Below are 23,733 nucleotides of genomic sequence, written 5' to 3' on the forward strand. Positions count from 1 at the left end.
GGGATTGGAAGATAGTTTAAGGGGAATTCCCAAACAAAATCAAAACTTAAATAATGTCTTAATGAAATATTCGAGCTTCCTTAAACAAGCAGAAGAAAACCTAGTCCCAATCTTTTCGGAAATCGACGCAAAGGTCAAGCAAAATCTGTACAAGGTCATAGAGGCCTTTCGCCACCATCGGGTAGGAGTACAACACTTTGCTGGGGTGAGTGGTTATGGCCACGATGACCTAGGTAGAGATACCCTCGATGGGGTTTTCGCCCAGGTAATGGGGGCAGAGTCGTCCGCTGTACGGGTACAGTTTGTGTCTGGAACCCACGCGATCGCCTGTGCGTTGTACGGCATTTTGCGACCGGGGGATGAACTACTGTCGGCGGTGGGCTCTCCCTACGACACCCTCGAAGAAGTGATTGGTCTTAGGGGAAGTTGTCAAGGCTCCCTCGCTGACTTTAACATTTCTTATCGTCAATTGCCCCTCACGGCGGCCAACACGGTGGACTGGCAGGGGCTGGAAACAGCAGTGCGTCCGGAAACTCGCTTAGTTCTAATCCAACGTTCCTGTGGTTACAGTTGGCGCCCCAGTTTGGCGATCGCCGACATCGCCAGAATTATCGAAATTGTTAAAGCCCAAAATCCCCACACCCTTTGTTTTGTGGACAATTGCTATGGGGAATTCATCGAGACAGTGGAACCAACGGCGATCGGAGCGGATTTGATGGCCGGGTCTTTGATCAAAAATCCTGGGGGCACCATTGTCACCGCGGGGGGTTACCTAGCCGGCAAAGAAGAATGGGTGGAAGCGGGGGCCTACAGATTGACCGCCCCAGGCATTGGCCGGGAAGGGGGAGCCACCTTTGACCAAAATCGCTTGTTATTCCAAGGCCTCTTCCTTGCGCCCCAAATGGTGGGGGAAGCGATGAAATGTAACCATCTACTGGCCTACGTGTTTGCCCAATTAGGTTACCCGGTTAACCCGGCCCCTTTGGCTCCCCGCCGGGACGTAATCCAAGCGATTCAGTTGGGCAGTCCAGAAAAATTATTGGCTTTTTGCCGAGCGTTACAAGGGGCTTCCCCCATTAGTTCCTACCTCCAACCGGTACCGGCCGCCATGCCCGGTTACGCCAGTGAGGTGGTGATGGCCGGGGGCACATTTATTGATGGCAGTACTTCGGAGTTGTCCGCCGACGGCCCACTGCGGGAACCCTACACTGTTTTTTGCCAGGGAGGCACCCACTGGACCCACATGGCGATCGCCTTGGAGGAAATTTTGGCCGCCTTCGAAGCCCTGGAAGATGGAGAAAAAGCCTAAATTACCGACACATCAGCCGTTTAGGGAAGTGGTCCGTAGCAGGGTTAGGAATACCATTGCCGGTCATAGAATTGGGGTGACTGGTTAAAGTATTGGGAGGCGTAATAGACGTCGTTGATTATGAAAAATTACCGTTCAACCCTACTCGGCCGCCCTGGCAAAATTGCCCTAGTTGCCTTAATCCTCGGCAGCTTGGGCCTAGGGATGCCTAGCCATGGCCAGGAAGCCCAAACCTACCACTGCTCCCCTACCGAAACATTGGTGATTAGAATGGTGGAAGGATCTGCCATTGAGGTCACCCTGCCGGATGGTCGTACAGTAGTTTTACCCAAAGCGGAGTCGGCTTCCGGGGCTAAATACAGCAATGGTTCCCTCACTGTTTGGTCTAAGGGCAACACTGCTTTGGTGGAAGAAGGCGGCACTGTCAAATGGCAGGATTGCGTCAAAATCTAGTCACTTTTATCGCTTCAGAGGACATTAATGCCATGGTTACCACTTCCACCGATCAACCCCGGCGATCGCCTACTTTTTTGTTCGTAACTTTGCTGGGTTTTTTAACTGCGGCCTTGGTGTTCTGCCCCATCCCAGCCCAGGCAGGAGAAAGGGAAAATTCCAATAATCCCATGGGTTACGAAGATGCAGACCGGATGGATTACGAGAATATGAACGAGGAAGATTATCAGGATTTAACTGACGAAAAATCCGTTGACGACGACAGCTTAGATTACGAACAAGAAAATCAAGCTGGCTACGAGGATGATAATAAGTACGAGTATGAAAACCAAGACGACTTTAACTATCGCAATCTGAATTGATCTCGCATCTATTGCCCAACATTGGCGATCGCCTGTTGACCCTGGGGACTGGTGGCAAAGCCTAAAAATGCTTCCACCGCTGGGGAAGGGGGCGTCTTGTAAAAGTAAAACAATTGGCGACGCAGAGGATAGTCCACCTCATTTGGACTGAAGCCATCAATGGGAACAACCCTTACGGTTTGTTGGTTCTGCAACTGTACATAGGTGGCGTAACTGACGCCTTGGCTGCCCAACGCTCGAATGATGGGCGTGGTGGCATCCCTGGGCATGGTTTGGAAATTTGTCCCTTGGCCAAAAGCTTGCCCCTGCAAAACCTGGGCGGCAAAGGTTTGTTGGGTGCCACTTTCAGAAGGCCGATTGATTACTTGGATGGCTCCGTTGGGTCCCCCCACCTCAGACCAATTAGTGATTTTTCCTGTAAAAATATCCCGCAGTTGGGCCGAGGTTAACCCCCCAGTAAAGGGATTTTGCACACCTACCATAACGGCGATCGTGTCATTGGCCACCGGCACCGCCGCCAAGCCTTGGTTCTGTTCTTGGGAAGTGAGGGGACGGGAACTGGCAGATAGATCAACTTTGCCCAAAATTAGGTTAACAACGCCCCTATCTGTGCCCTGGGCATCGGTTTGCACCACTGTGCCGGGGAAGGTTTGCTGAAATTGAGCCTTTAGGGTCTCATTGATGTTGACCATACTAGTGGAGCCATCAATACTAATTTTAGTACCTGCCGGAACCTGGGTTGGCGCCACAAAAGCATCGGAAACTTGCAATTCTGGGGGAGGAGGTAACTGCCCCGGTTCGCTAACCATTTGCCCTGGGTTTTCACCGCCAGTTTGGAAGCGTTGCCATAACCACCAACCACCTCCCGCTAGCAGGGCTCCGGTAATCGCTAAAGCACCGATTAAGATAACTGCTTCGTTTTTTTGCCCCATAGGGTTTTGCTCCCAATGCTATGCCACTGATGTGGAGAGATCGTAGCCCATTGAGAGCTTTTATCTAGGATTGCTCCGCTACATTTTCCCCCTCCAAGGTAACTAGTAAGGGCATAATGTTTTCCTCCAAACGACCCATGCGAATCAACTCTGCGTAGGTTTCCGCTTCAATATCCAGCACGGCTTGGTCAAATTTCTTGTTGGCCACTTCCTGCAATAGGGGATATTCCCGTAGTAATAGGGTGAGTTTATCGGTGACGCTCTGCAACTGCCCCTGCACCAATTCTTGCTTGTAACGTAGTCGTTCCGGGTTAATGTCCGGAAATTCATCGGTTTTTTGTAATTCCGCTAGTACCCGCCGCAGGGCAATTTGTCGGGATACCAATTCAGCATACTCCAGCCGTTGGGGTTGATCGCCAATTAAATCCAAACCTTTAAGCACAAATTGGGTGGTCAGCCCCTGCACCAAGAGGGTGAACAGCACCACACCAAAGACAATGTCGATGATGGCCTGCCGTTCGGCGATCGCCTGGGGCACACTCAGGGCCACGGCAATGGCAACGGACCCCCGTAGACCTCCCCACCAAAGCACTGTTTGTTCCTGGATTGTAATGTAGGTACTGCTAATCTGATCGCTGATTTTATTGTTAAGGAAACTAAGGGCAAAAATACTCACAAAACGGGTGGCCACCACAGCGGCAATGGCAATGAGAATCAGGTTAAGGTGGTCCGAAAGACTGCTCAGCCCGATCTGATCGCCGATCAAGAGGAAAATAATCGAGTTGACAAAGAAGGCAACAAATTCCCAAAAAATACTGACAATGATGCGAGTGCGGGGATTCATGCCAATGCGGGAGCCGTAGTTACCCAAAACTAAGCCCACCACCACCACACCAATAACTCCTGATCCCCCCAGATTTTCTGCCAAAATATAGGCGCCATAGGCCGATACTAGGGTGAGGGACTGTTCCACAAAGGGGAGGTCAAACCGTTGGGTTAACAGGGACAGACTAAAACCAATCACTAGCCCACAACCAACCCCAATGCCGATCACGGTGGTAAATCGAGCTAGGGTAACGGACAGGTCAAAGGTGCTAGTGCCCAGGGGAATACCTACTAAAATGAGGAAGACCACCACTGCTACCCCGTCGTTAAACAGACTCTCCCCTTCCATTAAGGTATTCAGTTTTTTGCTGGCCCCCAACTCTTTAAACAGGGCAATTACGGATACCGGATCCGTGGCCGAAAGGGCCGCCGCCGCTAAAAAGGCGATCGCCAATTCCATGCCTCCCCAATGGGAAAGGGGTAGGGCAATGCCCACCACACAAATGACGACCCCAAAGGTGGCAAAGAGCACAATGGGAAACCAATTTTCTTTGAGATTACGCCACTGTAAATTCCATGCCGCTTCAAATAAGAGGGGGGGCAGGAAAATTTCCATGATCAATTCCGGGGAAAGGTTGATCAACTTCACATCCACAAAGGCTAAGCACATGCCCACAATCACCAAGAGCAAGGTGTAGGGAATTTTCCGCAGAATTGGCACTGTTTTGGACAGGGTGGCAATGCTCAAAGAAACCGAGAGCACAATCAAAAATTGCTCTAGGTTATAGGAAATCGAGAGGGATTCGTTGACCGCTGTATCCACGGTTTAGGCTCCTTTCTGGCTAAAATCTCCCCCATTATGGGCCCACTCCGCTGTTGGGGCAAAGCTAGGCCGATGCTTTGCTGTGGCGCCAGAATAATCTGTCCGCTTAAAAATACGATAGTTCTGCAAACCGAAAGAATAGATTTTGGTAAAGACCTCCAGCAAATTGGTTGAAATGGGTTCACTATCTGATACAATCCTGTCCTAGGCATACATAAGAATTTTTAATTGACATTTATTACTGCTTCTCACACTCACAACTAGGGTTGTAAACAATGGTTAGTCAATCTTTTCAAGAGCCATCGGACGAATCAAGCAATGAGATAGATCTCTTTTCCAATCTAGATTTGCCTAAAGAGCCTCTGCGAGGGCAAAAGTTTAAGCAAGATACTGGTTTGTACATCAACTGGTTAGATAAACTAACTGACGAGGAGAAATGGCAAGCATATACATTTTTCACTCGGACAAGCTCCGGTAAAAAACTGGCTAAGAATGCACTGGAGAAATATAAAGAGCGCATTTCGGTTAACCAAGGTCTTGGTAGAGAGTTATCAGAAGCAAGGGAAAACTTACTGAAACTAGAAAATTCTGAAATATTGGCGGCGGGCAAATGGTTATGGAGCGCCCTGTCAAAAAGAGGCCATGAAAGACAACAACACTTACTTGAAAGAGATCTAGTTCATAGAGATGATTACAATGGATCTGTAACTGGCTTACAACGGGCAATTCATGATATAGAAGAAGAAATAGAGAAACTGACAAATACTTCTGGTGAAAAGGTAAAGAAACTAGGAAAAAGAGTTAATACTCTTAGAAGTATTCTAAAAGCACAACAAAAGACTTTGGAAGACATTATTAGGGAAAGGTATGGTGACGATGACTGGAATTTTATTCAAAGTCAATTAAGAAAATAATAGGAAATAAAAATGAATACAATTGATGGATTAACTTATCGGCAATGGCAGACTAGAAATACTGAGTTTTTGAAAAAACTTAGCCCTAGTCAGGTGAAAGATGTACGAGCAAAAGGTTATAAAAATGTTGGTTGGGAAAATGTCAAAAAATCTTGGAAGATTATAAGCAACATCGACAATGTTATCAGTCTAATTGATAAAAGAATGAAACGAGGTGATATACCGGGAGTTATTCGCCATTCAATATTAACTTTAGATAAAGCAATTGAGTATGCAGACGAGTCAATTCAATTTGCCCAGGATACTGAAAAGGAAATAGAAGCATCTCTCGATAAGTCTAAGAAAATTGCCAAAAAAGCATTGTCAAAATACAAAATTCTCTAGAGGTATCTATGGACAAAAATTTCTTGAATAATCTTAAATATCTTTATGATCCCGTGGAAATTGCCTTTGCTTGGTCAGAGATGCAGAGTCAGGCAATTATTAACCACCCTGAATTTGGCAAAATTAGTCCCAATGATTATCGAGCTAGATTTAATGGTAAAGTTTGTCCGTTTTGTGCCCAAAGAATGGTTCATGGTCAGGATTTACACATGACAAGATCAAGGGACGAAGCCATTTCTCGAAAGTATCAATATGCGGACAAAAATGGAAATAAGAAGATTAACAATGCTGGTGGAATATATTATCATCCCCATTATGTGACTTTAGATCATGTGGTAAATAAAGCACGGTGTCCAGAGTTGATGTTTAAAGCTGACAACCTTCAGATCATGTGCTGGAAATGTAATGTAGAAAAAGGGGATAATAATAGTTATGAAATTGAGTTAATCTTAGATTTTACAAGAGATATTGCCAGAGAAGCTCTAGAAAGATATAAACCACTTTAAACAAGTAGTATATTCAGTGATTTTTTAATCGCAGAAAAGCTTAACTAACCATTGATTTATCTCAATCGCACAAAGGGGGAATGCAGAAGGCGATCGCCTGGGGATAATATGGGGAGTGGTAATTTTGGGAGTTGCAGTTGAAAATCCCTGCCCATCTATTGAAAAAGGAACAGTTAGCAATCTGTGTGGGGTTGACCCTACTGCCCTTCAACGCCGTAGCGGGGTTACTGCCACTGCTGTTTGCCAGCCTGAGACCGTGGTTTTTCCATGGCAAAAAATTAGCCAGCCTACCCCTAGCCAAAGTGTGGGCCGCCCTGACCCTGTGGTTTTTGTTGACCACCATCACCGCCCATAACCGAGGGGAAGCACTGCTGGGGTTAGCGAACTTTGTGCCCTACTTCATTGTTTTTCTTGCCTTTAGCCAGGTAATTTGCCAATTCAAGCAACTTAACAATTTAGCCTGGCTATTGACCGCCAACACCGTAGTGTTGTGTGTGATCGGCTTTGGCCAAATTTATGGTGGCTGGGCCACCCCCGATTGGTTAGCGGCGATCGGTACCAACCTAGTGGCCGGGGGTAGACCTGAAGGTAGGATGTCCTCCTTATTAATGTATGCCAACCTATTTTCCGCCTGGTTGTTGATGGTGTTTCCCCTCAGCTTGGGGTTACTGATTCAATCTGTCCGCCGTTGGCATTTCACTGCCTCTGGTTTTGCCCTCAACCCTCCCCCCCTAGTCTGGGCTTTGTTGGGAGCTTGCATCCTAGAGGCGATCGCCTTGGTGCTGACTGGCTCCCGTAGTGCTTGGGGCATAGGGCTATTAATTGCAGTGGCCTACGCCATTTATCTGGGTTGGTACTGGTTAGTGGCCCTGGCGGCCGGTGCCACAGCCATGGTTTTGTGGGCATCCTTTGGCCCCTTTGGTAAAGAACCATTGCGGCAGATAGTGCCCCGCTACTTTTGGGGCAGGCTGTCCGACGAGCTTTATCCCGACCGCTACACCACCGCTCTACGTAGCACACAGTGGAAATTTAGCTGGGATATGTTCCTGGACCAACCCATTTTTGGCCAGGGCCTGCGAAATTTTACCCCCCTGTACCAAGCCGCCATGAACGTCTGGATCGGCCATCCCCATAACCTTGTGCTGATGCTGTTGGGGGAAACGGGGCTGATCGGAACTTTATTGATGCTGGGGGCAGTGGGCTTAATTTTGGCCCAGGGGGCAATCTTGCTGACTAATTTGGCCCATTGCACTGGTTTTCTGCGGCGCTCCCAACATTTACTTTTGTTCTCCTACGGTTTAGCCTTTGCTGCCCTTTGTTTGTACAACCTATTTGATGTCACCATTTTTGACATGCGGAATAACGTGCTGGGCTGGACTTTCCTAGCGGCGATCGCCGGGGTGAGCCAACGCTATGGCCCCAAATTAGCCCAGGGAAGTTTGGCAAAACTATCGGTGTCGGGATAGGCAGAGATTGCCCCGGTTTCCTGATGTTGTAAGTTCTGGTCTAAATTTCCCGGTAAACCTGTTGAATATCAGCAATGGTAAACAGGGCTTGAAAGGTCAACCCCTGACTTTGGTAGAATTCCCTTCCTCCCTGTTGGCGATCGACTAGGGAAATAACCGTATCCACCTGGTAACCAGCATCTCGTAACCTTTCCACTGCCAACATGGCAGATTTGCCCGTGGTGACCACATCTTCCAACACCACCACTTTAGCCCCTGGAGCTAACTCCGGCCCTTCAATGTAAGCTTTAGTGCCGTGGCCTTTGGCCTCCTTGCGAATAATTAATGCCGCCACCGGCTGTTCTTCGTAGGCAGATACGGTGCTGACAGCGCTAACAATCGGATCCGCCCCCAGGGTTAACCCCGCCACTGCTTCCACCTGCCCTGGTAATTGCGCCAACAACAACCGTCCGATCGCCAGGGCTCCTTCGGCCCGGAGAGTGACCAGTTTGCCGTTGATGTAGTAGGTGCTGGGTTGGCCAGAAGACAGGACAAAATCTCCTTCTTGATAGGCGTAGGTTGCCAATAAAGAGAGCAAATATTGGCGCACTTGTTCTAGGGAAGCCGTCTTGAGAGAGGCTAGGGTCAAATCGGTCATCGAAAAACTGGGTCTTAAACTCCGCCCTTCAGGGCGGCTTTGCATTTAGACTCTAACACCAAAAACAACATCAACAACAAGATGATAATAATCCAGGATTGGGGTGGAGAAAAATTCTATTACTACAGGTTTTCTCCCCACTAGAACAAAAAAATCTTGCACCCTACGCTGGCGTGTGAATAATAATTCAACCAAGAAAAAAGCTGACTAAAATTGCCCTTTGTTCTAGCAAAATTTCCCCTAAAAAAATCAGTCCCACCAGGGTAAACAAAATTCCCATACCCTTTTCCCATATGGCCTGGGGTAGTTTCCTGGCTACCCAAGACCCCAATTGACCGCCAATGACAACTCCAGGGGCGGTAAACACGACAATACTGAGCACCAAAGACCAGGAATCATCCCCGGCTTGGATAAATTTGACAGCATGGCCAACGGAAGCGGCTAGGGCGGTGATAGCAACGGTGAAGACACTGGTGGCCACCGCCACAGCATTGGGAATACGACAACGTTGGATCAGAAAATAGCCGTTCATTTCTCCCAAACCGGTGGATACCATGCCTAAAAATAAAGCTCCGATCGCCGCTAACAATTGGCCCTGGGAGGGATCGGGGATGTGATAGTGAAAGATTTCGCCGGATTTAGCCGTTAGGGTAAAGGAATTTTCATTCAAGCTGACCATCTCGTTTTCCAGCCCTTTGGGTTCCCCACCATGGACTGGCCAGAGAAAACCAATGGCGATCGCCAATAGACCCAGAGCTAAAATGCCCCGTAGAAAAATATCCGGTATAAATTGTCCCACCCAAGTGCCGAACAGGGCCAAGGGAATGGTAACCATTAACAACATACGACCCAGACGGTAATCGATTAATCCCCGCCGAAAATAGGCATAAACCCCACTGCTAAACCCAAACACCTCCGTAATTAAACCCGTAGCGACCGCCACATCCACCGGTAACCGTAGGCCAATTATCAACAGAGGCGTAAAAAATGTTGCACCCTCTACCCCAGAAGCCATGGCAACGGTAGCAATGGTAATGGCAACGGGAAACATGAACCAATAATCGAAATCCATCAGACTTAAGGAAAAAATTCTACAAATTCATCCAGCCTTCGGTCACTAGTACTGATCGTCCGGCCACTCTGACAGTGGTAATGCTTTGATTTTCTTTGATCACCGTTAACTGCAATTGACTGGGACGACCCAATTCAACGCCTTGCTCAATCTGCCAACGGAAAGTACCGCATTCTCTCAGGCGATCGCCAAGGTAACCCCCCAGGGCCGCCACTGCCGAGCCGGTGGCCGGATCCTCTGTAATGCCTAAACCGGGGGCAAACATCCGCCCGTAGATTAACCGGTTATCCAATAAAGCTAGCGGAGGTTCCGCCGGAGCCAAGCAGTAGACACAGTGGGCCCAATGATTCGCCAATAGATCTTGCCAAACCAACTGATTAAACTTAATCGCTGCCAACGCTTCCCGGTTTATTAGGGGCACAAACAAAAATGGCAAGCCACAGGAATAGGCCTGTGCTCCATAATCCCCCTTTTGTAGCTGATCAACCGATAACCCCAAAAGAGTAGCCAAAGCCTCGCAGGATGGAACGGAACTTTGGCTATGGGGTAATTGGGCCACAGTCAATTCCGTTTGCCCTAACTTTTCCTGGTGGTAGTAGAGAGTAACCGGCACCAAACCCACCGGCTCCTCCAACTGCCAAGACACCCTGGGCAATAAAGGGCTGGGGGGATGCAGCAAGCCCAATAGATAAGCAGCGCCAATGGTGGGATGTCCCGCAAAATCTAACTCTGTTTTGGGGGTAAAAATCCGCAGGCGAAATTTTCCTTGGTCTGTGACCGGCGGCAGAACGAACACCGTTTCTGAATAGTTGATTTCCGCCGCAATGTTCTGCATCTGCTCCGGAGTTAAACCTTGGGCATCGGGAAAAACCGCCAGGGGATTACCGCCAAAAATCCGGTCGGTGAATACGTCCAGAGTGAAAAAACCGTAGCGCATAGAACTAGTGGGGATGGAAGAAAGGAGTAGATGAGGATGTAAACTTTTATTTCTGTATAAAATGTTACAAAATTTTGTGTTATAAATATTGAAGAGGGTAATTAACCAAAACTTTTTTCAGCAATCACCAGAGGTATTAACTATGTCTACCCAACAACAAGCCCGCGCTCTCATGATGCGCCACCACCAGTTCATCAAAAACCGTCAGCAATCCCTATTGTCCCGGGCGGCCGCCGAAATCGGTGTGCAAGCGGAAAAAGATTTTTGGACCACTGTACAGGGTAAACCCCAATCCAGTTTCCGTGAGACCTATGATCGCAGCAGTGCTTCCCTAAGCTAGTCCAAGCTATTATTGCGACCTTTGAAATATACCGTAGGGCAGACAGGAGTGGACCTCCGTGGTGGAGTAAACATCTGGGCAGACAAAACATCATTCCCCAGTAATGGCTAATCCTTCCACCCAAACCCGGGGACACACTCCCCCTGGGGTAACCTCCGCCTCCGGTTCCAAATAAACAATGCTTTTTAGAACTTCTAGAAAGTCCCCCGCCACTGTGGCCGCATCAATACTCTGCTTTTCCCCTTGATTGACTAACCAACCATCAAAGGGTAGAGAAAATGAGCCTTGGAGGGAATTGACCCCGGCGTGGAGCGCTTGGAGTTTGTCTATATAAACCACGTTTTCTGCTTGATCTAGGCTGTAGCTTTTTTCGGCAGTTTTCTCGCTGTACAAATGGTAAAAGTGGGCCCCAACGGTAATTTTGGCGCCGATGTTGGCATGGCCGGTGGGCTTGGTATTAAACCGCTTTGCCGTACCGGCACTATGCAGTAAGCCGGTCAAAATCCCGTTTCTGACAATGTCCACTCTCCGGGTGGGGGTTCCTTCGCCGTCAAAGCGTTCCGCAGAAATATTGCCTGGGTGCAGAGCATCATCACTGATACAGAGCAGTTCGCTGGCGATCGCCGTGCCGAGGGTTTCCTTGGTGGCCAGGGATTGCTTATCGAGAATGCTTTGGGCATTGTAAAGATTAGAAAAAGCACCGAGCAAACTTAAAAAAGCCCGGGGGGAAAAGACGACGGTGTATTTACCGGTGGGAATGGGGTAATAATCCAGATGGCTGAGGGTTTTCTCTTTAACTGTTTGTAAGCAACCGTCAATGTCGAGGCTGGCCAAATCCCGGCTGATTTTCATTTCTCCGGCACTGCGGGGCTTTTTGCCTTCCTGTTCTGCCCGACTGTAGAGGTATATGGAAGCGTAGGAACGGGCCTCATAACGTTTAGCCCCAGCACTGTTGAGGTAAAATCGCTCCGTGGTCTGTTCCGATAAACCGTTGTAGGGCACCCCGATGATGGCAGGATGGCTGGCCAATAAATCCTGCTCAGCTTTAACTAGAGTGGCAATCAAATCCCCCATGGAAGCTGGTTCCGCCACTTCATTTTCGGGTCCGGCAATGGGTACTTGGGCTTCGGGGCTAAAATCGGGAATATTGTCTATAACGCCAAAGGCACTGGCTTCGGCGGCGGTTTCCAGGGCTAAACTAATGCCAGCTTGATCTAAATCCGTGGTGCTGGTTACCCCCACCAAACCCTTTTCGTTCCAGACCCGCACAATCACACTGGCTCGGTTTGACGCTTCCACCTGCTTCGGTTCCCCAGAATCCACCTCCACTCCGGCATCATCCACAGAAGAACCGTAGATATCGTATTGTTTAATTCCCAGTGCAGCGGCGCCCTGGTGGGCATGGTCGGCGATCGCCTGAATATCGAGCATAATCTTGTCAATGGTGGACGGAACAATTCCAATTTAGCGAATGCACGGGGTCGAAAGCTATCAATCCTCGGCGAGAAAGGGTTTTTAGCTCAGGCTCAAAAATTTATCCAGGGCACTGATCACACTGGGGGGCCAACGGCGAATCTGTTTAACCCAGTCCAGATCTTGGTAGCGGCTATCTACCCCCACAGCGGCCACCCAATTACTTTCCGCTTCCCCCTGTTGTCCCTCCACCCAGAGCACAGCGGTGAGGGCGGCTCGCATATCGGCAAACATGGGATATTTTTTCACCAGACGACGCATGGTTTGAATGGCTTCTTCCTTTTGCCCCAATTCGTACAACGCTAGGGCAGTATTAGCTTGGGCAAAGGCAAAATTAGGGGCGATCGCCGTTGCTTGCTGGAAATCTTCCAGGGCACTGGCCCAATTCCCCAGACCACCTTCCGCATTACCCCGATTGTTATAGGCAAAGGCATCTTCCGGGTTAACGGCCAAAACCCGGTTATAGTCGGCGATGGCGGCTTTGAATTCCCCTTTGGCTTCCAATGCAGTGCCCCGGTTGAGGTAAGGATCCGCTTGTTCCGGTGCCAACTCAATGGCCTGATTAAAATCGGCGATCGCCTCGTCCAATTTGTTTTGGCTGACCCGAGAATTGCCTCGATTGCTCCATACCGCAGCATTCTGGGGAAACTTTTCGATCAATTCCGTCCAATATTTCTCGGCGGTGACAAAATCCCCCACTTCAGTGGCGGCAAAGGCTTGCTCGGTCAGCCTATCTCCCACTTCTAACTGTTCATCGGTGATGGGAATGGGACCTTCCGTTGCCCAGACTGGGGAAGGAAAAAATAACAACAAACCTACCAGCACCATCCCCCATAGGGAAGGGATAAGCAAAGGAAAATATTTTCGTAGAAGGGAAAGCATTAAGAAATCTGGGATTGGGAATGGGATCAAAGGGATGCAACCCATTGTAAATTTTCTGCGTGGAAATCTTCAAATTATCGTTCCCAGTGAACTTGACGTCCGACCAACCAGACGGTATCTTTAGAATGTCCAACCAACCGGACGGTTTAACTACGCCCAAATCCACCGTTATCTCAGGTGCTGGGAGTTACATTATCTTCAGGTTTCGAGAAATGGTCGCCATCAAAAGAACTCGTTCTAAGTCCATCCAACCCAGCCAATTACTAGCCGCGGCTAATAAAGTCATCGTTAGTCAAGGGGTGGACGCACTCACCTTGGATGCGGTTGCTAGCGAAGCAGGGGTGAGCAAAGGCGGACTATTACACTACTTTCCCACCAAGGAGGCTTTAATTGCCGGCATGGTTCAGCAGGCCCTAGACAAGTTTGTTGAAACATTGCATCGGGAACTTGCCAACGATCTAGCACCCAATACCCCAGGACATTGGGTTAGGGCCTATATTCGAGCCTCAGCGCTAGACGACCAAGAAAATTATGAGATCCATTTCAACTTGCTAGCCGCAAACTTTACCAATCCCGAATTGTTAGAGCCAATGCGGCATTTTTGGCAAGAGTGCCATGGCCAGATCATGGCTAGCGGCCTCGATCCGGCTGTCGCTACCGTGATTCGATTAGCCATGGATGGTCTGTGGTTAACCCATTTGCATAGCTTTGCGCCCCTGGAAGAACCTCTACGATCCCAAGTCATTGCAACCGCTCTAAAACTGGCCCAACCATAGTCCCCTCGTTTTTCATCTTTTTTCGACGTTTGTCGAATGGCTTTTACTGTTTGTTCATTGCTCTAGAGGATGCCTTTAGAGAAAATTTGTTTTGTCATATTTAATAACTATCTTGGTTCTTTGGGTCAATGCTATGACAGGTATTTCAGTGCGATTTGGCATGCAAGCAGAAGCCCGTGAATTTCTCAAATTAGCAGTGCCCCTGGCCGGTGCCCAAATAGCTCAGGCGGCAACGGGATTTGTCGATACCGTCATGATGGGTTGGATGGGGCAGGATGTACTTGCGGCAGGGGGGTTGGCCACCATGATCTTTATGGCATTTATGATGACTGGGGTGGGATTAATCTCCGGGGTCAGTCCCCTAGTAGCAGAGGCCTATGGAGCTGGCCAAACCCGACGCATTGGTCAATTAACTCGTCAAGGCCTATGGATTGTACTACTGTTATCAATTCCAGGAATGCTGTTTATAACCCATCTTAACGGACTGATGCACTGGTCTGGCCAGGCTGAAAAAACCATCCTTCTTTCAGATTCCTACTTGAATGTGATGGCGTGGGGTTTGTTTCCGGCGATCGCCTTTGCTACGCTCAGAGGCTGTATTATTGCCCTTTCCCAAGCGCGGCCGATAATGCTGATTGTAATCGCGGCGACTTTGTTTAATATCCTTGGCAACTATGTTTTGGGATTTGGCAAATTGGGGTTTCCTGCACTAGGAATTACCGGTTTAGCCATTGCAAGTATCAGTGCCCATTGGATTATGTTTCTGTCATTGCTGGTTTATCTGCTTTGGCACAAACCACTCTATCAATATTCCCTGTTTCACTCTCTCCACCATTTAAAGCCAAGCATTCTTCGACAGCTACTTTGGGTCGGAGGTCCCATTGGTATCGCCGCCGTTTTGGAGTATGGGCTGTACCTAACGGCTAGCTTTTTTATGGGGGCCCTAGGAACACCGATTTTAGCGGCTCATCAAGTAGTGTCTCAAACTGTCCTTGTTCTATTTATGGTTCCTTTGGCCATGTCCTATGCGGCCACTGTTAGGGTCGGGCAATGGTTTGGTCAACAGGATTGGCCACAAATTCGACAGGCGGCCTTGGTGAGCATTGGCTTGGCGGTGTTATTTATGCTGACCGCTGGCATCGCTCTATTTGCTTATCCCCATCAAATTATTGGACTATATCTTGATCTCGATAACCCCGCCAATGCGGAGGCTTTAGACATCAGTATTTCAATTATGAAGATTGCAGCTTTTGGACTGGTCTTGGACGGGTTACAAAGAACAGCCAACGGTGTTTTACAAGGACTGCAAGATACCCGTATTCCAATGGTGCTTGGCACAATCGCCTATTGGGGCATTGGTTTAACCACAAGTTATCTGTTGGGATTTCATACCCCTTTATCGGGCACAGGGGTTTGGATTGGAACATACATCGGCCTAGCGGCGGCATCAATTGCCTATTTGTGGCGATTCCAGAAGGTCGTGGGGAGGAAAAAGTTTCTTCCCATTGCCCACCGCTGACCGGTGATTTTAAGCCGGATCGGAAAAAATTAATTGCTCGTTGCTTCGGCTAACTCCGCCAATCGTTCCTGTTGATCCTGGGAAATACAGGATTCGATAATGGTGTGAATTTCCCCTTCCAGGGCCGTATTTAAATCAAAGTTACGTCCTAGACGGTGGTCGGTCACCCGGTTGTCCTTGTAATTATAAGTACGAATTTTCTCGGAACGGGAACCAGTCCCCACCTGCGATCGCCGATTGGAACTGATGGCATCATTTTGTTCTTGGAGCATCATGTCATAGAGCTTGGCTCGGAGAATTTGCATTGCCCGTTCACGGTTTTGGAGCTGGGAACGTTCTTCAGTACAAAAAATGCGAATACCCGTGGGTTTATGGAACAAATCCACCGCCGTTTCCACCTTGTTAACGTTTTGTCCACCGGCCCCACCGGAGCGGGCCGTGCTCATTTCAATATCTTTGGGATCAATTTTTACTTCCACTTCATCCACTTCTGGCATGATAGCCACTGTGGCCGTGGAAGTGTGCACCCGACCCCCAGCCTCCGTCACCGGTACCCGTTGCACCCGATGTACCCCAGCTTCGAATTTCAATTGGCTGTAAACCCGGTCTCCTTTAACTTCCAGAATAGCTTCCTTAAAGCCCCCCATATCCGCCAAAGACTCACTCAACAGGCTAACTTTCCAGCCCTGACTCTCCGCATACCTGGTATACATGCGTACCAAATCTCCCGCCCAAATACTAGCTTCGTCCCCTCCGGTACCAGCGCGGATTTCCAACATAATATTTTTTTCATCGTTGGGATCCTTGGGCAAAAGTAAGATGGTGAGGCGTTTTTCTAGCTCCAGAATGGAATTTTCCAACTCTCCCACTTCCAGTTGGGCCATTTCTCGCATTTCCGGGTCATTGGCCGACTCCTTGAGTATTTGACGGGCCCCTTTTAAATCTTCTTGGCTTCTTTTCCAAGCTTCAAAAGTATCAACGGTTTCTTCCAAAGATGAACGAGCCTTGGCCACCCTCTGCAATTCATCGGGGTTGGTGGCAATGTCCGGATCCGCCAGCATCCTAGTCAATTCTTGATAGGTCTGCTCCACAGACGCGAGTTTATCTAAGAGGTACGTTTCCGCCATGGTCTGCCTTGGGTCAAAATGCTCAGTCTTCTATTCTAACTCCCCTAAGACCCCCCTGGTTTTTACCACTGGATTGACTCTAAAGTGATTAGTCCGCGTCTTCAAACAAAAGCTCTTCTAAAATGTGCTTTAGCTCGTCATTGTCGGGATGTACTAACTCAATTTGAGTTTCACTCACAGCTTTGGCAAGAAACAATAAAGGAGCCAGGGGGGTATAAATGCTATAGCGTTCCTCCTCATGGTAGAAACTAGCAAGAAACTGTAATTCTTCTTCTTCAATGTCCCCGTTGGGATCGTTTCCTTCAATTTCTAGGGTGAGAATATCTTCATCTTCAATGGGAGGTAACTCGCCACTAACAGTAAGGGTATAGGCGGTATATTTTAAAGACAAGTCCAATTCTGCTAGTACAGCCTTAGCATCGGCAAAAATGCCACTAATCTCTTCTTGGTCTTCTAGTAAGATTGCTTCAACATCATCATTTTCGTCCTCATCTTCTTCCCAAGCAATAATGACTACTGGTATATCAACGGGCATCAATAATAAGTATTGTGCATCCTCTTCTTCAAGAGAATTCTCCACGTAGCAATCCAAGGCCCGCCCTGCTTCGTCGTAGAGCGTTATGCTATCGCTTTCATCCGGTTCATTTTCTTGATTAAATAAATAAGCAGACATATAACTTAATAATATTATTGAGTATTAAGAGTATCACGGAAGAAGCGGATATTTAAGCGGGGAGCTTAGTTGAAGTTTAAATGCTCTAACCAGTTGTTTTTTTCGATGGTGTTAACTCCGTTGATATCCGTAAGATTATATTGCAATGGGGTAATGGTGATGAAGTTATCTTGGCTAGCTTGCACATCGGTGGGAATGCGGCGGTTAAGACGAAGATAATCTGGTTGGGGAATTTCTTTGACCCTTTCCCCCGCAAGCCAGTAGTAGCGTTTTCCCCGGGGATCGTAGCGTTCTTCAAAGGTTTCGCTATAGCGTTGTAGTCCCTGGCGGGTGAGCTTGACCCCAGCAATCTGATCCGCTGGCACCGCCGGAATATTAATGCTAAATAAAGTTGGTTCCCCCAACGGAGATCGCCAGAGATGTTGAACAAAGCAATTGGCAAAATCCGCGGCGGGTTGGAAATCGGTGGCGGTAAAGCTGACTAAACTCAAAGCAACGCTGGGGATACCTTCGATCAACCCCTCCATGGCGGCGGAAACTGTACCGGAATATAAAACATCCGTGCCGAGGTTAGCACCGTGGTTAACCCCGGAAAGAACAAAATCCGGATAGTGGGGCATCACCGCGTGGAGGGCAAACTTCACACAGTCAGCGGGGGTGCCAGAACAGGACCAGGCCGTAATACGGGGGTCAAAGACATCCTCCACAATGCCCGCTCGAATTGGTCGATGGAGGGTCAGGCCATGGCCTGTGGCGGATCTTTCCCGGTCAGGACAGACCACTGTTACCCGGTGCCCTGCGGCGGCTAGGGTATTGGCCAGGGTACGTACCCCTTGGGAAAAAATACCATCGTCGTTACTAACGAGCAGATTGAGGACCGGGGATGGGGTCATAGGACACCAAAGAATCGAGATTGTGCCTTTCAGCCTTAACGATATCAGGCTATGTCCCCCTCTTTACCCTCCGGTTGATGGGGAAGGCCTCGGTCTAGATGGGAAAAATAAACTAATAAAAAGTAATTCTACTCCGGCGAAGTTGGGTGCCCGCACAGGGGAAAAACCCAGAGTGGATTTGATAATTTTTGATTTTTGGCCAACAATTTTCAGAAGCTTCTATTTTGGTTTTATTGACATATGTGGATTAGTGCCACCGTTGCGTATATTCATTACCTCAGTTTTATGGTTGCCTTCGGTGCTTTGGTCACAGAGGGTCTGACTCTGAAAAAAGAACCAACCCTAGAGGAGTCTTGGCGGCTAGTCATTGCGGATGGCATTTATGGCCTGTCCGCCACCGCAGTTTTGGTTACGGGTATTTTACGGGTGATGTATTTCGGCAAGGGCACTGATTATTACCTGAGCCATCATATTTTCTTTGTTAAAGTGGGGCTTTTCATCGTAGTAGGATTATTATCCCTGTACCCCACTTTCTCTTTTCTCACTTGGATCAAAACCCTGCGCGATCGCCAGGCCCCGGTGCTGGAAGAAGGAAAAGTATCTGTATTGCAATGGCTAATTCGGGGGGAATTGGTAGGTTTGGCCCTCATTCCCTTCACCGCCGCCCTACTGGCCCGGGGTTTATAGACCCAAGCTTCTGAATAACAAGCCTACGCTCCGTTAAGGGTGTAATGGGCGTGGGCAATGCACCACCCAAGTTTCAGTGCAGGCGACTGGCCATGGTAATCAATCCCTGCTGACCAATGAGAATTTCCCGCAGAAAGGTGCAGATGAAAACCCAGAGGATGGGGGCTAGATCCACGCCACCAATGGGGGGCACCAGTTTACGGAGGGGAATCAACAATGGTTCGGTGGGCAGAGCGATGAGTTTCCAGGGCAATTTGGTCAACTCCACCTGGGGATACCAAGTGAGGATAATCCGAAAAATAAATAGTACCGTCATCAGCGCCAGCAAAATTCCTAAGCCCTGGCCGGCGATCGCCGCATAGTTCATATCTGTATTTGTGCTTTACACAAGCTAGAATTTCAGCAAAGAATCTAACTCCGATTGTAGGCAAATTGGCGATCGAAGTTCAAATCCAGTCCCAGCGACTAAAGACCAACTAGGGGCAGTAAATATTTAAACGCCATGGAAGCTACCCCCCGCACAATGGCATCCAATTGGGGATTGCCTGCCCCCTGGCGCCGTGCTTCCTGCATATTGGCCAAATCTTCCAAAAATTGCTCCGACGTTTTAACTCCCACCTCGTCTTGATTTTCCTCGAACAACAACTGGGCATATTCCACATTTTGCTTGGCGGAAGACTCATTGCCAATTTTCAGCAGGGTTAAACCCCGCCCTAAATACCCCGGGGCAAATTCCGGATCCAATGCCAGGGCCCGGTCATAGTGATTTAGGGCCGATTGGTAATTGCCCTTACTTGTTTCCAAAAGACCCCAGCCATAGAACAGTTGGGGGGTGCCCGCTGTGTCGGGCAGAGCCTTAGCCCCCTGCATATAGGCCGTTTCTAGGTTGGTGTTGATAAACGTAGCCCGGTCAAAATAGGCTTCACGGAAATCTGTGCCCTCAATAATTGCCCCGTTTAAATTAGCTCCGGATAAATTGGCTCCGTTCAAAGAAGCAGAAGTCAAATTGGCTCCCGATAGGTTTGCCCCAGTTAAGTCTGCCCCCGATAGATTTGCCCCGGTTAAATCCGCCCCCGTTAGGTCTGCCCGGGTTAAATTGACCATCACCAAGCCGGCTCCCCGCAGGTCACAGAGGGGACATTTTTTGGTGGACAGAAGTTGGGTTAAATCTTCAAAGTTGGCTCCATGGGCGGCGCCAGCCAAGGTGGTTAGGCCTAGGGCCACAAGAAAGGGACGAATCTTCATTGGTTGATGCCTAGGGTACTCGCTCGAAGTTGTTTTCCATTTTAGCCAGCGCAAGGCGATCGCCCCATCCCCAGGCATAAACTAGCCATGGCCAGGACATTTCGCCCCATTGGTCAAAAATTCCTAGAAAGATTTGACCGTCTCCAGTTCCGAAAGCCGAAAAGTTACCAATTTATCCCAGTTACCATTTTCAAACAAGACTGCCGCCTTGCCATCGCTAACCCGTTGGACTAAGCCTTCAAAGCGATAGTAAGTATCGTCGACATTGGTAACCCGCACCGTTGCACCGGGAAAAATCATACTCACTCCTGATTCTGGACTGGACAATTCTAGCAAAGGAGAACGTATTCTTTCCGTCCTGGCCAATGTGTTTGCCAGAGTGGGACGCCTCAACCTTGCATTGGTCCTAGGGGTTAGTGAAGGGCGGGGATCCATGCAAGACTGGAGACAGTCCGACTAACTTCCATTGTTGGCAATTCACTTTTCTCCTCTCCCTACCATGGCTGCCAAAGACGTTCAAATTTGTCCCATTGCCGTTGACACCACTGTGTTTCGCTCCCGCACCTGGGACAGGCTGAAATTTGAAATTGAGTATGGCTTGCAACGGGGCACCACCGCTAATAGTTATTTGATCACTGCGGACAAGGTGGCCCTATTTGATCCGCCGGGGGAATCTTTCACCGACAATTTTGTGGGCACATTAATCCAACGGCTAGACCTTAACACCCTGGACTACGTCATTTTGGGCCATGTCAATGCTAACCGGGCCCATACCCTCAAGCTTTTGTTAAGCCTAGCTCCCCAGGCGACGATTATTTGTTCTAATCCCGCCGCCCAAAATTTAGAAAAGTTACTGGCGGATGCTGAGGTCAATAATCCCATCCAGGTAATGAAGGGCAACGATCGCCTGGATTTAGGCCAGGGCCACGAGTTGAGTTTTATTCCCACCCCCAGCCCCCGTTATCCCGGACAACTTTGCACCTACGATCCCCGCACCCAGATTTTGTTCACCGATAAACTGTTTGGGGCCCATGTGTGTGGTGACCAAGTATTCGATGAAGGCTGGACTATTTACCAGGAAGACCGCCGTTATTACTTTGATTGTCTGTTGGCCCCCGCCGCAGTGCAGGTGAGTGCCGCTCTAGCCAAATTAGAAACCTATCCTGCCCAAACCTATGCCCCAGGCCATGGCCCCCTAGTGCGCTACGGTTTGCGGGAGTTGACCCTTAACTATCAACGGTGGCTCAGTGAACAACAGGCCCAAGCTTTGAACGTGGCTTTAATTTACGCTTCTGCCTACGGTAATACCAGCACCCTCGCCCAGGCGATCGCCAGGGGTATTACTAAGGCCGGAGTAGCGGTGACGGCCATCAATGCGGAAACCAGTAACGCCGAGGAAATTAAAGCGGCCATTGGTCAATCCGCCGGCTTTATTTTTGGTTCCCCCACCCTGGGGGGCCATGCTCCTACTCCGATTCAAACGGCCCTGGGCATCACCCTGGCCAATGCATCCAAAACCCAACTGTGCGGTGTGTTTGGTTCCTTCGGTTGGAGTGGAGAGGCGATCGATATGTTGGAAGGTAAATTCCGGGATGCGGGCTTTAGCTTTGGTTTTGATACTATCCGGGTGAAATTTAAGCCCACTGATCAAACTTTGAAAATGTGTGAGGAGGCGGGGACGGATTTTGCTCAAGCCCTGAAAAAAGCGGAAAAACGTCGTCAACCTAAATCTGCTCTGCCGGAGTCGGAGTCCGCCCGCACGGATCAAGCCTTGGGTCGTTTAGTGGGTTCCCTCTGTGTGGTTACCGCCCAGCAAGGGGAATTGAGTAGTGCCATGTTGGCTTCCTGGGTTTCCCAAGCTACCTTTTCCCCCCCCGGTTTAACCATTGCGGTGGCCAAGGAAAGGGCGATCGAGTCCTTGTTACACAAAAACAGTTGCTTTGTGTTGAATATTTTGCAGGAGGGCAACCACCTGGGGCTGATGAAACATTTCCTTAAACCCTTTGCCCCCGGCGGCGATCGGTTTGCGGGGGTGGCGACGGAAACGGCGGAAAATGGCGCTCCGATTTTGACCGACTCCCTAGCTTACTTAGAATGTCGGGTACAGCAACGGTTGGAGTGCGGCGACCATTGGGTACTTTATGCGGTGACTGACCGAGGCGCTCTGCTCAAGGATGGGGTAACGGCGGTGCATCACCGGAAATCCGGAGATCATTATTAGTTCGACGCGCAAAATTACTAGTAATACCCCATTTTTTTGATGAATATACCCAATTGGGTGACTATTTCCCGCTTATTCGCCTTACCCCTACTATTCCTCTGGTTACCAACACCGGACGCTCAAACACGCTGGTGGGGAGTGGGGATTTTTTTGTTGGCCGCCAGCACCGATTGGTTAGATGGTTACCTGGCCCGCCGGTTAAATCAGGTGACGGAGTTAGGTAAATTCCTCGATCCGTTGGTGGATAAATTACTAGTGTTGGGGCCGTTGTTAATTCTTCTGACTTGGCAAATGGTGCCGGCCTGGGCCGTGGGCTTAATTTTGGCCAGGGAGTTAACGATCGCCGGTTGGCGGGTTAATCCCCAGCTTACTAGTCAGACGGAAATTGCCGGGGCCAACCTCTGGGGCAAGGTGAAAACCGTCACCCAAATAATGGCGATCGCCCTGCTGTTAGCTCCTTTACCGGAAATTTATGGGCAAATTGGCTTGGCAATATTCTGGCTTGCGGTGGTTTTGACCCTAATTTCTGGAGCAATTTATCTGCTACCGCAGGCACACAAGACCGTGGAAGCTCGCTAAAAACTAACTTCATCGGCGAAACTTTGCCAACGGACAAAATGAAACGCACCGGCCACTGAACCCCAAACCCGTTCATTGGTTTCTGGGTCGTAACCCCGGTCGAGGCTAATTAACCCCGCTTCGCTCACCTCAAAACTATTTTCTAGGTAGGTTTCCTTACCGTCCCGCATCACTCGGCATTGCCGCCCCGGTTGTACTTCTCCCTTAAAGCTGGTGCCGGTCCATTCCACAATCATGTCACAGCCGTTCATGGGCTCCAGATCGTCGGGGGCTAACTGGGACAGCTTAGCTAAATCCCTGGCCGCACCGTAGAACTTTTCCTCATTTTTAACCTTAAAGTTTTCAATCTCAATGTGATCTTCCACCACCTTTAATTTCAATACCCGCAGGCGATAGGGCCTTTGCAACATAAAATCATAGGCCTGTTCTAAAAATAGAAGGCGATCGCCAAATTTTGCTTGGTCGAGGGGACGAATGGCCACCCGGATGTGGGCATAAAAAGGAGGATTTTCAAAGGCTTGGGCCTGGTTGCTAAAGTCGGCGGCCATCCAACGGGCTAGGGTGGAAAGATCGGTGGAATTGGACATGAAATGTTGAAAAATTAACGTTGATAAAATTGAGCTTTCTTAAGCTTTAGCCAGGTTCAACAACACCCCTACCGTCGCCATTGTCTGCCCAGGCTGGCCAATTTTACCCCA

At 49.0% G+C, this 23,733-nt stretch carries 26 protein-coding genes and 1 pseudogene; 13 read left to right on the plus strand and 14 right to left on the minus strand.

Going from position 1 to position 23,733, the window contains the following annotated elements; all coding sequences use genetic code 11:
- The first annotated feature begins 61 nt into the window (after window positions 1-61).
- From D082_RS07415 to D082_RS07425, 3 genes are all read left to right on the plus strand, one after another.
- Window positions 62-1,309 carry a methionine gamma-lyase family protein gene (locus D082_RS07415; protein WP_028948606.1) on the plus strand — a complete coding sequence of 416 codons (1,248 nt, stop codon included), beginning with the start codon at window positions 62-64 and terminating at the stop codon, window positions 1,307-1,309.
- Window positions 1,310-1,429: 120 nt separating this feature from the next.
- A complete protein-coding gene (locus D082_RS07420) occupies window positions 1,430-1,762 on the plus strand; it encodes an MliC family protein (protein ID WP_028948607.1) in 333 nt (110 codons plus the stop codon).
- 32 nt (window positions 1,763-1,794) lie between these two features.
- Window positions 1,795-2,124 (plus strand): hypothetical protein, encoded by a 330-nt coding sequence (locus D082_RS07425; protein ID WP_238546880.1) that lies wholly within the window; start codon window positions 1,795-1,797, stop codon window positions 2,122-2,124.
- An 8-nt stretch (window positions 2,125-2,132) separates the two neighbouring features.
- Here D082_RS07425 and D082_RS07430 read toward each other — a convergent pair whose 3' ends face one another.
- Window positions 2,133-3,056: a PstS family phosphate ABC transporter substrate-binding protein gene (locus D082_RS07430; RefSeq protein WP_028948609.1), complete on the minus strand. Its 924-nt coding sequence runs from the start codon at window positions 3,054-3,056 to the stop codon at window positions 2,133-2,135.
- 64 nt (window positions 3,057-3,120) lie between these two features.
- Window positions 3,121-4,704: a Na+/H+ antiporter gene (locus D082_RS07435; RefSeq protein WP_028948610.1), complete on the minus strand. Its 1,584-nt coding sequence runs from the start codon at window positions 4,702-4,704 to the stop codon at window positions 3,121-3,123.
- 275 nt (window positions 4,705-4,979) lie between these two features.
- Here D082_RS07435 and D082_RS17355 point away from each other — a divergent pair, with 275 nt between their 5' ends.
- The 4 genes from D082_RS17355 to D082_RS07455 all read left to right on the plus strand — a co-directional run bounded on the left by D082_RS17355 (window position 4,980) and on the right by D082_RS07455 (window position 7,974).
- Window positions 4,980-5,618, plus strand: a complete 639-nt coding sequence (locus tag D082_RS17355; RefSeq protein WP_028948611.1) for a hypothetical protein — start codon at window positions 4,980-4,982, stop codon at window positions 5,616-5,618.
- A 12-nt stretch (window positions 5,619-5,630) separates the two neighbouring features.
- On the plus strand, window positions 5,631-6,002 hold the full coding sequence (locus D082_RS07445) for a hypothetical protein (RefSeq protein WP_038530471.1): 372 nt from the start codon (window positions 5,631-5,633) through the stop codon (window positions 6,000-6,002).
- 53 nt (window positions 6,003-6,055) lie between these two features.
- Window positions 6,056-6,508, plus strand: a complete 453-nt coding sequence (locus D082_RS07450; protein WP_202963104.1) for a hypothetical protein — start codon at window positions 6,056-6,058, stop codon at window positions 6,506-6,508.
- A 137-nt stretch (window positions 6,509-6,645) separates the two neighbouring features.
- Window positions 6,646-7,974 carry an O-antigen ligase gene (locus D082_RS07455; protein ID WP_238546881.1) on the plus strand — a complete coding sequence of 443 codons (1,329 nt, stop codon included), beginning with the start codon at window positions 6,646-6,648 and terminating at the stop codon, window positions 7,972-7,974.
- Between the two features lie 40 nt (window positions 7,975-8,014).
- Here D082_RS07455 and pyrE read toward each other — a convergent pair whose 3' ends face one another.
- The 3 genes from pyrE to D082_RS07470 all read right to left on the minus strand — a co-directional run bounded on the left by pyrE (window position 8,015) and on the right by D082_RS07470 (window position 10,620).
- Complete coding sequence (gene pyrE, locus D082_RS07460; RefSeq protein WP_028948614.1) at window positions 8,015-8,611, minus strand: orotate phosphoribosyltransferase; 597 nt, start codon at window positions 8,609-8,611, stop codon at window positions 8,015-8,017.
- Between the two features lie 187 nt (window positions 8,612-8,798).
- Complete coding sequence (locus D082_RS07465; protein ID WP_028948615.1) at window positions 8,799-9,683, minus strand: sulfite exporter TauE/SafE family protein; 885 nt, start codon at window positions 9,681-9,683, stop codon at window positions 8,799-8,801.
- 19 nt (window positions 9,684-9,702) lie between these two features.
- Complete coding sequence (locus D082_RS07470) at window positions 9,703-10,620, minus strand: PhzF family phenazine biosynthesis isomerase (RefSeq protein WP_038530474.1); 918 nt, start codon at window positions 10,618-10,620, stop codon at window positions 9,703-9,705.
- Between the two features lie 142 nt (window positions 10,621-10,762).
- Here D082_RS07470 and D082_RS07475 point away from each other — a divergent pair, with 142 nt between their 5' ends.
- Window positions 10,763-10,960, plus strand: a complete 198-nt coding sequence (locus D082_RS07475; RefSeq protein ID WP_028948617.1) for a hypothetical protein — start codon at window positions 10,763-10,765, stop codon at window positions 10,958-10,960.
- Between the two features lie 90 nt (window positions 10,961-11,050).
- Here the strand turns inward: D082_RS07475 and D082_RS07480 are convergent, their stop codons facing one another.
- Both D082_RS07480 and D082_RS07485 read right to left on the minus strand, forming a co-directional pair.
- Window positions 11,051-12,391, minus strand: coding sequence for a TldD/PmbA family protein (locus D082_RS07480; protein WP_028948618.1), 1,341 nt, complete (start codon window positions 12,389-12,391; stop codon window positions 11,051-11,053).
- An 84-nt stretch (window positions 12,392-12,475) separates the two neighbouring features.
- The gene (locus tag D082_RS07485; protein ID WP_038530478.1) at window positions 12,476-13,315 is read right to left on the minus strand and encodes a tetratricopeptide repeat protein; all 840 of its coding nucleotides are present in this window, start codon (window positions 13,313-13,315) and stop codon (window positions 12,476-12,478) included.
- 212 nt (window positions 13,316-13,527) lie between these two features.
- Between D082_RS07485 and D082_RS07490 the strand changes: the two genes are divergently transcribed.
- Together D082_RS07490 and D082_RS07495 are read left to right on the plus strand one after the other, a co-directional pair.
- On the plus strand, window positions 13,528-14,091 hold the full coding sequence (locus D082_RS07490; protein WP_028948620.1) for a TetR/AcrR family transcriptional regulator: 564 nt from the start codon (window positions 13,528-13,530) through the stop codon (window positions 14,089-14,091).
- A 133-nt stretch (window positions 14,092-14,224) separates the two neighbouring features.
- Window positions 14,225-15,610, plus strand: a complete 1,386-nt coding sequence (locus D082_RS07495) for an MATE family efflux transporter (RefSeq protein WP_028948621.1) — start codon at window positions 14,225-14,227, stop codon at window positions 15,608-15,610.
- 29 nt (window positions 15,611-15,639) lie between these two features.
- Here the strand turns inward: D082_RS07495 and prfA are convergent, their stop codons facing one another.
- The 3 genes from prfA to surE all read right to left on the minus strand — a co-directional run bounded on the left by prfA (window position 15,640) and on the right by surE (window position 18,303).
- On the minus strand, window positions 15,640-16,737 hold the full coding sequence (gene prfA, locus D082_RS07500; protein ID WP_028948622.1) for a peptide chain release factor 1: 1,098 nt from the start codon (window positions 16,735-16,737) through the stop codon (window positions 15,640-15,642).
- 88 nt (window positions 16,738-16,825) lie between these two features.
- Entirely contained in the window at window positions 16,826-17,410 is a 585-nt protein-coding gene (locus D082_RS07505) for a DUF3727 domain-containing protein (protein WP_028948623.1), read from the minus strand.
- A gap of 65 nt (window positions 17,411-17,475) precedes the next feature.
- Window positions 17,476-18,303: a 5'/3'-nucleotidase SurE gene (gene surE / locus D082_RS07510; RefSeq protein ID WP_028948624.1), complete on the minus strand. Its 828-nt coding sequence runs from the start codon at window positions 18,301-18,303 to the stop codon at window positions 17,476-17,478.
- A gap of 240 nt (window positions 18,304-18,543) precedes the next feature.
- On the opposite strand from surE, the gene D082_RS07515 reads away from it, so the two are divergent.
- On the plus strand, window positions 18,544-18,990 hold the full coding sequence (locus tag D082_RS07515; protein WP_028948625.1) for a DUF2214 family protein: 447 nt from the start codon (window positions 18,544-18,546) through the stop codon (window positions 18,988-18,990).
- Window positions 18,991-19,063: 73 nt separating this feature from the next.
- On the opposite strand, the gene D082_RS07520 is transcribed toward D082_RS07515, so the two are convergent.
- The 3 genes from D082_RS07520 to D082_RS17710 all read right to left on the minus strand — a co-directional run bounded on the left by D082_RS07520 (window position 19,064) and on the right by D082_RS17710 (window position 20,535).
- Window positions 19,064-19,357: a YggT family protein gene (locus D082_RS07520; RefSeq protein ID WP_028948626.1), complete on the minus strand. Its 294-nt coding sequence runs from the start codon at window positions 19,355-19,357 to the stop codon at window positions 19,064-19,066.
- A 98-nt stretch (window positions 19,358-19,455) separates the two neighbouring features.
- Window positions 19,456-20,235 (minus strand): pentapeptide repeat-containing protein, encoded by a 780-nt coding sequence (locus D082_RS07525; protein ID WP_028948627.1) that lies wholly within the window; start codon window positions 20,233-20,235, stop codon window positions 19,456-19,458.
- Window positions 20,236-20,358: 123 nt separating this feature from the next.
- Window positions 20,359-20,535, minus strand: coding sequence for an NAD(P)H dehydrogenase subunit NdhS (locus D082_RS17710; RefSeq protein WP_071880786.1), 177 nt, complete (start codon window positions 20,533-20,535; stop codon window positions 20,359-20,361).
- Between the two features lie 129 nt (window positions 20,536-20,664).
- Here D082_RS17710 and D082_RS07530 point away from each other — a divergent pair.
- Both D082_RS07530 and pgsA read left to right on the plus strand, forming a co-directional pair.
- Window positions 20,665-22,456, plus strand: a pseudogene (locus D082_RS07530) (diflavin flavoprotein).
- A gap of 39 nt (window positions 22,457-22,495) precedes the next feature.
- Window positions 22,496-23,035, plus strand: a complete 540-nt coding sequence (pgsA, locus tag D082_RS07535) for a CDP-diacylglycerol--glycerol-3-phosphate 3-phosphatidyltransferase (protein WP_028948629.1) — start codon at window positions 22,496-22,498, stop codon at window positions 23,033-23,035.
- Here pgsA and D082_RS07540 read toward each other — a convergent pair.
- Complete coding sequence (locus D082_RS07540) at window positions 23,032-23,622, minus strand: chromophore lyase CpcT/CpeT (RefSeq protein WP_028948630.1); 591 nt, start codon at window positions 23,620-23,622, stop codon at window positions 23,032-23,034. The genes pgsA and D082_RS07540 overlap by 4 nt on opposite strands.
- Window positions 23,623-23,733: the final 111 nt, after the last annotated feature.

The organism is Synechocystis sp. PCC 6714 (assembly GCF_000478825.2).
In the GTDB taxonomy this organism is placed as follows: Bacteria; Cyanobacteriota; Cyanobacteriia; order Cyanobacteriales; family Microcystaceae; genus Synechocystis.

What these genes read in the sequence shown, in the direction of transcription:
- D082_RS07415 (WP_028948606.1), top strand. Translation starts at nt 62, where the DNA reads ATGAAATATTCGAGCTTCCTTAAACAAGCAGAAGAAAACCTAGTCCCA.
- D082_RS07420 (WP_028948607.1), top strand. Translation starts at nt 1,430, where the DNA reads ATGAAAAATTACCGTTCAACCCTACTCGGCCGCCCTGGCAAAATTGCC.
- D082_RS07425 (WP_238546880.1), top strand. Translation starts at nt 1,795, where the DNA reads ATGGTTACCACTTCCACCGATCAACCCCGGCGATCGCCTACTTTTTTG.
- D082_RS07430 (WP_028948609.1), bottom strand. Translation starts at nt 3,056, where the DNA reads ATGGGGCAAAAAAACGAAGCAGTTATCTTAATCGGTGCTTTAGCGATT.
- D082_RS17355 (WP_028948611.1), top strand. Translation starts at nt 4,980, where the DNA reads ATGGTTAGTCAATCTTTTCAAGAGCCATCGGACGAATCAAGCAATGAG.
- D082_RS07445 (WP_038530471.1), top strand. Translation starts at nt 5,631, where the DNA reads ATGAATACAATTGATGGATTAACTTATCGGCAATGGCAGACTAGAAAT.
- pyrE (WP_028948614.1), bottom strand. Translation starts at nt 8,611, where the DNA reads ATGACCGATTTGACCCTAGCCTCTCTCAAGACGGCTTCCCTAGAACAA.
- D082_RS07465 (WP_028948615.1), bottom strand. Translation starts at nt 9,683, where the DNA reads ATGGATTTCGATTATTGGTTCATGTTTCCCGTTGCCATTACCATTGCT.
- D082_RS07470 (WP_038530474.1), bottom strand. Translation starts at nt 10,620, where the DNA reads ATGCGCTACGGTTTTTTCACTCTGGACGTATTCACCGACCGGATTTTT.
- D082_RS07475 (WP_028948617.1), top strand. Translation starts at nt 10,763, where the DNA reads ATGTCTACCCAACAACAAGCCCGCGCTCTCATGATGCGCCACCACCAG.
- D082_RS07480 (WP_028948618.1), bottom strand. Translation starts at nt 12,391, where the DNA reads ATGCTCGATATTCAGGCGATCGCCGACCATGCCCACCAGGGCGCCGCT.
- D082_RS07485 (WP_038530478.1), bottom strand. Translation starts at nt 13,315, where the DNA reads ATGCTTTCCCTTCTACGAAAATATTTTCCTTTGCTTATCCCTTCCCTA.
- D082_RS07490 (WP_028948620.1), top strand. Translation starts at nt 13,528, where the DNA reads ATGGTCGCCATCAAAAGAACTCGTTCTAAGTCCATCCAACCCAGCCAA.
- D082_RS07495 (WP_028948621.1), top strand. Translation starts at nt 14,225, where the DNA reads ATGACAGGTATTTCAGTGCGATTTGGCATGCAAGCAGAAGCCCGTGAA.
- prfA (WP_028948622.1), bottom strand. Translation starts at nt 16,737, where the DNA reads ATGGCGGAAACGTACCTCTTAGATAAACTCGCGTCTGTGGAGCAGACC.
- D082_RS07505 (WP_028948623.1), bottom strand. Translation starts at nt 17,410, where the DNA reads ATGTCTGCTTATTTATTTAATCAAGAAAATGAACCGGATGAAAGCGAT.
- surE (WP_028948624.1), bottom strand. Translation starts at nt 18,303, where the DNA reads ATGACCCCATCCCCGGTCCTCAATCTGCTCGTTAGTAACGACGATGGT.
- D082_RS07515 (WP_028948625.1), top strand. Translation starts at nt 18,544, where the DNA reads ATGTGGATTAGTGCCACCGTTGCGTATATTCATTACCTCAGTTTTATG.
- D082_RS07520 (WP_028948626.1), bottom strand. Translation starts at nt 19,357, where the DNA reads ATGAACTATGCGGCGATCGCCGGCCAGGGCTTAGGAATTTTGCTGGCG.
- D082_RS07525 (WP_028948627.1), bottom strand. Translation starts at nt 20,235, where the DNA reads ATGAAGATTCGTCCCTTTCTTGTGGCCCTAGGCCTAACCACCTTGGCT.
- D082_RS17710 (WP_071880786.1), bottom strand. Translation starts at nt 20,535, where the DNA reads ATGATTTTTCCCGGTGCAACGGTGCGGGTTACCAATGTCGACGATACT.
- pgsA (WP_028948629.1), top strand. Translation starts at nt 22,496, where the DNA reads ATGAATATACCCAATTGGGTGACTATTTCCCGCTTATTCGCCTTACCC.
- D082_RS07540 (WP_028948630.1), bottom strand. Translation starts at nt 23,622, where the DNA reads ATGTCCAATTCCACCGATCTTTCCACCCTAGCCCGTTGGATGGCCGCC.